Source organism: Chitinophaga sp., assembly GCF_035564935.1.
Taxonomy (GTDB): Bacteria; Bacteroidota; Bacteroidia; order Chitinophagales; family Chitinophagaceae; genus Chitinophaga.
Genome location: NZ_DATMTE010000164.1, coordinates 1 through 6939, shown reverse-complemented (window position 1 = coordinate 6939; position 6939 = coordinate 1). Strand labels below are relative to the sequence as shown.

Genomic DNA, 6939 nt, shown 5'->3' with positions numbered 1-6939 from the left:
TAACTTACTGTTGCAGATCCCAGCCCCAGTTGATACCTTTTTCTGTAGCAGGCACGCCGCTTTCCAGCCATTGCGGAGCCGGCGCACCTTTCAGAAAATGGTCAAAGAACTGCTGTTCCCTGCGCTGAATATCTTTACGGTTCTGGCGTTGCATGAGGTTATGCGCTTCGTTGTTGTAATTCAGCAGCCATACGGGCTTGCCTAAACGACGTAAACCGGTGAACATTTCAATGCCCTGGTACCAGGGTACGGCACCATCGGCATCGTTTGCCATGATAGCCACCGGCGTATTCACCCGTGGGAGGTTGAACAACGGTGAGTTTTCAATATACAATTCAGGCTTTTCCCATAAGGTAGCGCCGATGCGGCTTTGTGAATGTTCGTATTGAAACTGCCTGTTCATGCCGCTTTCCCAGCGGATGCCGCCATAGGCGCTGGTCATATTGGCTACAGGAGCGCCTGCCCATGCAGCTTTGAAGAGGTTGGTTTGCGTGATGAGGAAAGCCACCTGGTAGCCGCCCCAGCTCTGGCCCTGGATGCCCATATTTTTGCCATCTGCCCAGGGCTTTTTTGCCAGGTCTTCTGCGGCGCTCACAATATAGTCGTAGGCGCTTTTACCGGGATAACCATTTTCATAGCTGATATCCGGTGCAAATACGAGGTAACCGCGACTTACAAAGAATGAAATATTCAACCGCGATGGGGTTGGCGCAGGCGCCTGGTAACTGTACAGGCCATCAGTTAATTTCTCGTAGAAATAAAAGATCACCGGGTACTGTTTGGTGCTGTCAAAATTTTCGGGCTTATAAAGAATGCCTTCTGCGGGTTTGCCGCTGAAGGTGGTCCATTTATACAGCGATGCGGCGCCCCAGTTGTATTCCTGCTGCTGGGGATTGGTATGACTGATCTGTGTAGCCTTCGCGATATCATCTCCCGTAAAAACATCAGGAGAAAGCTCATACCGGCTACGGGTATACGAAAATACATTGGCATCCTTTGCTTTCAGCAGATCAGTATAAGCATAAGGGCCAAGTACTACCGGCTGCAGGTTAGCGGATCTGCCGGATTTACGCGGCAGGTCCAGCGAATAGAAGCCATTGTATTTGGTGCTGTCCTGGAAGGCGGTGAGCATCAGGCGATCGCCGGGCAGGAAAAATTTCTTTTCCCGGTCCAGTTGCTGGTAACGCAGGCGGATCTTGTTTTTCCGGCCAATGCCATTGGTAATGTTCAGCGGCGCCGCTTTGCCGGCAGGATCTGTTTGCCAGATATCGTAGCGGTCGTAGATATACACGTAACTATCATCTTTCATCCACCCTGCAATGCCATATGAGTCCGGTACATCAGGGTGATCATCTTCCTCGTCAAATACTTTTGCGGGAATATTTTTGCTGATGCTTACTGCCACGCCGGTGGCGTTATTGTAACTGAACCACTCCCGGTTTACCAGGTCGTACCAGATGATATATTTTCCGTTAGGGGAGATGAAAAAGCGGCCGTCCAGCTTTTCTTTGATCTTTTTTCTCGTGCCGTCGTTGATGTTAACGAGGTACGCTGTTTTGAGTGTACGGCCTACCCATTGCATGGGAATACGTTCTCCTTTATCCGTATAGCCGAGGGCGTAGGAACTGTTCCCTTCCGCAGCGGTGATCACGGTTTCGAGGTCTTTATCGCTCAGTTGGATCACGCGTTTGCTGCCGGGATAATATACCGCCGCATAACTTCTCTTCAGTTCTTTATCCGCATTTTTTAACTGCATGGGTTGCAGGTAATCATCTTTATAATTCCAGATATCCACTTTGGCTACTTCAAAATCCACGATGTTGGTATCTTTCACGGGAAGTATAGGGGCAGTGCCGAAGAAAAGACGCTGACCGTCTTTGCTGAAATAGATCAGGCTGTTGGGGCTGATGCTCCAGTTAGCCGGAATACCGCTGCTGTTTTTATCAGCTACTTCATAGGCGCTGTCCTGCCCGGGTTTGAAATAGTAAAGTTTATAGAATTGCTGTAATGCTTTGGAAGAATCACGGGTACCGAAGTAGGCGGCCTGTTCTCCTTTTTCATCGAATGCAAATTGTTTGTAGTCGCTGTTGCCGCTGCTCAGTGCAGTGGCTTTTCTGCCGGCGGTGTGCCACAGCAGTACGCCGTTGCGCGACAATGAATCTTTTTTATCTGCCTTTGTTTCAATGAGCAGTTGGTTACCGGGTTTACTGAACGTGAATTGGGTAACGTTTTTTACGGTGTCCTGTATGCCGCTCAGGAGCTGACGGATCACCAGTGTGCCGCTTTCACTGCCGGCAGCGGGAGTTTTATCGTCATCAGCGCGATCATTATCGCCGCCTGGCTTAGTTGCTTTATGGCCTTTATTCCTGGCGGTATCTGCGGCGGGTTTTTCCAGCAGGTAAGCAAGCAGGCCGCTGCCTTTTTCAGGTGTTTTAAAAGACTTCACCCCCGGAACTTTCACGATGCCCGGTTGCCCCAATGCGATGATAGCCAGGGAGTCTTTCGGCATTTCTGCTGCTTTCTTTTTTTTGATCCTTGCTTCACGGGTATCTTTAAAAAAAGGTTTAATACTGCAGATCACGTAGCGGGAATCTTCTGTAATAACAGGATTGCTGCCACGGTCAATGTTGATAGTCTGACCGGTTTTCCGGTCATAGATCGCCAGTTGGGCATCGCCTTCCTGTGGTAATACTGCATACACCACCCACTGTCCGTTGTTACTGATCAGTTTAGTGCCAATGCTTTGCCAACTGTCGTAAACACTGTGATCCAGCGGCTTTTTTGCAGGTTGTTGTGCATAGGTAAAAAGGGAGGAGCCCAGGAGGGATACCCCTAATAAAACTTTTCTCATAAGCGCTAAAATAATGATTACGGCGCTCAAGTTACAAATAAATGAGGATGAGCGGGGGTATTACGACGCCGTTTTGCCCTTTGCCACACGCAGCATTTGCAGCCCAACAGAAAGAATGATACAACCCAGTCCCACATAAAATGCGTTATTCAGAAACTTATTTTCATGGAACAGCACAAATGCCATCACGATGCTGTAAACCGGTTCCAGGTTGAAGCAAAGGTTCACCGTAAAAGGGGATATCTTTTTTAACGCGCTCATACTCAGCAGATACATCAGCACGGTGCAGAACCAGGCCAGCACCAGCAGGTAAATGATATCCATGGAAGAGGGCAGGAGGGAAGGAACGGGGAACAGGTAAAGGTATAACGGCATGGCTATACTGAGCACAATGAAACCTGTGGACAGTTCATAAAAAGTAATGGTGTAGGTATCAAAACGTTTGATCAGCCGCTTGTTGAATACGGTGAACAGTGCGGCAAACATGGCGGAAATAATGCCAAGGATAATGCCGGTGCGGTATTGGGTATCGAAATGGAAAATGAGCAGGATGCCCAGGAGGGTGAGCATGCTCAGTAACATTTCAGCTACATCAAAACGGCGCCTGTTGATGAGCGGGTCAAATATGGCGGTGAACAGGCTGGTGAGCGAAAAGCAGATCACGCCAATAGATACATTGGAATATTTGATACTGCCGTAAAAGAAAAGCCAGTGCAGTGCTACTATCACACCGGTGCCGCCGATGGGCAGGATATCTTTCCAGGGAAGTTTTTTAAAGGTGCCCTGGACGCGGAATAAAATGTATAAAGTAACGGAGGTGATCAGTAACCGGTACCATACCAGTAGTCCTTCGTTAAGGGAGATCAGTTTACCCAATATCCCTGTAAATCCAGCCAGGAATACCGAAAGGTGTAGCTGGAGAAATGCTTTTTTCATGGTCCGTTAAATGTATTTAGGGACCTGTTCATTTTATGAATGAACGGGTCCCTAAATGCTATGCAATTGTAATGATTCTATTAATTCTGCAATCTTCTTTTATAGTTGCGGAAGAGGCTTTGCCATTGAATTTTGAGTACGCCGAGTATGCCTTCTTTTACGATGCCTTTGCTCATTTTTGAGTACCCTTCTTTCCGGTCCTTAAAGGTGATAGGTACTTCCTTTATTTTGAAGCCGAGCTTCCAGGCGGTGAATTTCATTTCAATCTGGAAAGCGTAGCCTACAAACTGTACCTGGTCGAGGTTAATGGACTCCAATACCGTATTGCTGTAACATACAAACCCGGCGGTGGGGTCTTTTACCGGCATCCAGGTGATCATGCCTACATAAATGGAGGCGCCGTATGAAAGTACGGCCCGGTCCCAGGGCCAGTTTTCGGTTTTACCGCCTTTTACATAGCGGGAACCTACAGATACATCTGCTCCTTCTTTGGCGCAGGCATCATACAGGCGGGGAAGATCTTTCGGGTTATGCGAAAAATCCGCGTCCATTTCAATGATGTACCGGTAACCCCTGGCTAATGCCCATTTAAAACCATGGATATAAGCCGTACCCAAACCTTGTTTGCCGGATCTTTCTTCCAGGAACAATTCGGCGGGGTGTTGCTGTTGAAGCGATTTTACAATAGCGCCGGTGCCGTCGGGCGATCCGTCATCCACAATAAGAACATGAAAATCCTGCTGTAAGGAAAATACAGCGTCAATGATGTTCCGGATGTTATCCTTTTCATTGTACGTAGGAATGATGACAAGCTTTTCCAATTCAGCAGATGATATTTTTGGACTGCGAAAATAATTCAATTCCGGCGCAAGATATGATGTTCCCCGATAACATTACATTTTTTTTAACATCATATTATGGAAGATCTCAGTCAGTTTTTGTTTGGTATTGAGTGGAAAGTCCGCTTTCATCATCCAGTCGTAGTACTGCGGCTCAGCCTTTAGCACTTCCCTCACGGAGCGGCCTTTGTATTTCCCAAAGTTAAACACTTCCTGACCGCCCTGCATCACGAGGCGGCGTGCAAAGTCGATATAATCTTCTTCTTTTGTGAAATCGGCCAGTGAGTCAATATCCTGTTGCAGCTGTTCATAGCGGCCCAGCTGGGCTTCCAGGATCTCGTAGGTAGCCAGTGCATCTGCTTCGGCGCTGTGTGCGTTTTCCAGCTGTTTATCGCAGTAAAACTTATAAGCGGCGCCCAGGGTACGTTTTTCCATCAGGTGGAAGATGCGCTGTACATCCACAAATTTGCGTTTAGATACGTCAAATTCAATATCTGCCCGCAGAAATTCCTCTACCAGTAAGGGAATATCAAAACGATTGGAGTTATACCCGGCCAGGTCGCAGTTTTCCATAAACTGTTTCAGTTCATGCGCCGCCTGTTTAAAGGAAGGTGCGTCTTTTACATCCTCGTCCTTAATACCATGAATTGCTGTAGATCCGGCGGGGATCGGCATTCCGGGGTTAATGCGTTTCACTTTCGACTGTGTGGTTTTATCCGGAAACACTTTAATGATAGCAATTTCAATGATACGATCCGAAGCCACGTTGGTTCCGGTGGTTTCAAGATCGATTACGGCCAGCGGCCTTTTGAGGAGCAAAGAAGGCATTATGAATAATTTATAATTTTGTTTAATGTATTTACTTGTCAGACGGCAATAATGCTTTCAGTTTGCTAAAGTCGAGGCCATCGTAAGTACCGGAGCTCATCAGCAGCAGGTTGGTATCCTGGTATTGCTGTGCGGCCAGGAATGTTTCCAGTGTTTCCCGGTTGTGGAAAACATGGAGGTCATTACGGCCGAAGCGTTGTGCAATCAGCTCCGGCGCCAGGTCCGGCATTCTCTTTATTTCGAGTGCATGTTTGCTGTAGAATACAACAGCGATATCTGCTGTATCGAGCGCACCCTGGTATTGCTCCAGGAAATCTGCATTTAAACTGCTATAAGTATGTAATTCCAGTACGGCAATCAGTTTTCTTTCAGGAAACTGGTTCCTTGTGGCTTCCATAGTGGCCTTCACTTTAGAAGGCGCATGTGCAAAATCACGGTAAATAACGCAATGGTCGTTTTTTGCTACCAGTTCCAGTCTTTTTGCAGCGCCCTTAAAGGTAGCAATTGCAGCCAGAAATTGTGCATCTGTTAGCCCAAGTTCATTACAAACCAGTTTGGCGGCATGGAGGTTCAGCAGGTTATGGTCGCCGAAAACTTCCAGGCTGGCGGTGTGTTCCCCAAAAGTAACACGGGTTACGCCGTTGGTAATGGTGTGTTCCGGCAATGCATAGGGTACCAGTTTAAGGTGGCCGCCGGTGGCTGTTACCAGGCTAACGAGTTCCTGGTCCGTACTGTTGTAGATCAGCACCTGTCCGGGTTCCATCTGCCTGATAAAAATGGCAAACTGCTCTTTATATATTTCGTAGGTAGGAAATACGTTGATATGATCCCATGCAATACCCGTTAATACAGCGATTTGCGGGTGCAGGAAATGGAATTTGGGCCTTTTTTCAATGGCGGAAGCAGGATATTCATCGGCTTCACATACAATTACAGGGGCGTCCGTAATATTTACGGATTGCGCAAAGCCTTCGAGCCGGGCGCCTACCAGGTAATCGAACGCCTGATGGCTGAGCTGCAAAGCGTGCATTACCATGGCCGTGGTAGTGGTTTTGCCATGACTTCCGCCGATGGCTACCCTTGTTTTATTTTTACTTTCCTGGTAGATGTATTCAGGGAAAGAATAAATTTTCAACTGTAGTTCCCGGGCCTTTATCAGCTCGGGATTGTCGTCCCGGGCATGCATACCGAGGATGACTGCATCGAGGTCCGGCGTTACCCGGGCGGGATCCCAGCCGGTGCTGGCCGGTAATATGCCCGCCTGTTGGAGGTTTGACAATGCCGGTTCGAAAATTTCGTCGTCGCTGCCGGTTACCTGGTAACCTTTATTTTTAAGCGCTATGGCCAACTGATGCATTACGCTGCCACCGATAGCAATAAAATGTACTTTTGTCATAATGCTGGGTATTTTCGGCCCGCCGAAAATTACATTGTTGTTTTTTTTAATGTATTTTCTATATTTGCAAATATAACGTTACAAAAGAC

The 6939-nt window shown here is 47.6% G+C and carries 5 protein-coding genes; all 5 read right to left on the bottom strand.

Translation table 11 applies throughout. From position 1 onward, the window contains the following. Nucleotides 1–4 precede the first annotated feature (4 nt). The 5 genes from VN105_RS04435 to VN105_RS04415 all read right to left on the bottom strand — a co-directional run bounded on the left by VN105_RS04435 (nt 5) and on the right by VN105_RS04415 (nt 6850). Entirely contained in the window at nt 5–2851 is a 2847-nt protein-coding gene (locus VN105_RS04435; RefSeq protein ID WP_325638323.1) for an alpha/beta hydrolase family protein, read from the bottom strand. 60 nt (nt 2852–2911) lie between these two features. Next, nucleotides 2912–3787 carry a DMT family transporter gene (locus VN105_RS04430; RefSeq protein WP_325638321.1) on the bottom strand — a complete coding sequence of 292 codons (876 nt, stop codon included), beginning with the start codon at nt 3785–3787 and terminating at the stop codon, nt 2912–2914. An 80-nt stretch (nt 3788–3867) separates the two neighbouring features. Next, nucleotides 3868–4608, bottom strand: coding sequence for a polyprenol monophosphomannose synthase (locus VN105_RS04425; RefSeq protein ID WP_325638320.1), 741 nt, complete (start codon nt 4606–4608; stop codon nt 3868–3870). 72 nt (nt 4609–4680) lie between these two features. Continuing rightward, a complete protein-coding gene (locus VN105_RS04420; protein WP_142683165.1) occupies nt 4681–5454 on the bottom strand; it encodes a 3'-5' exonuclease in 774 nt (257 codons plus the stop codon). A gap of 31 nt (nt 5455–5485) precedes the next feature. After that, complete coding sequence (locus VN105_RS04415; RefSeq protein ID WP_325638317.1) at nt 5486–6850, bottom strand: UDP-N-acetylmuramate--L-alanine ligase; 1365 nt, start codon at nt 6848–6850, stop codon at nt 5486–5488. Between the last annotated feature and the right edge of the window lie 89 nt (nt 6851–6939).

What these genes read in the sequence shown, in the direction of transcription:
- VN105_RS04415 (WP_325638317.1), bottom strand. Translation starts at nt 6,850, where the DNA reads ATGACAAAAGTACATTTTATTGCTATCGGTGGCAGCGTAATGCATCAG.
- VN105_RS04430 (WP_325638321.1), bottom strand. Translation starts at nt 3,787, where the DNA reads ATGAAAAAAGCATTTCTCCAGCTACACCTTTCGGTATTCCTGGCTGGA.
- VN105_RS04435 (WP_325638323.1), bottom strand. Translation starts at nt 2,851, where the DNA reads ATGAGAAAAGTTTTATTAGGGGTATCCCTCCTGGGCTCCTCCCTTTTT.
- VN105_RS04420 (WP_142683165.1), bottom strand. Translation starts at nt 5,454, where the DNA reads ATGCCTTCTTTGCTCCTCAAAAGGCCGCTGGCCGTAATCGATCTTGAA.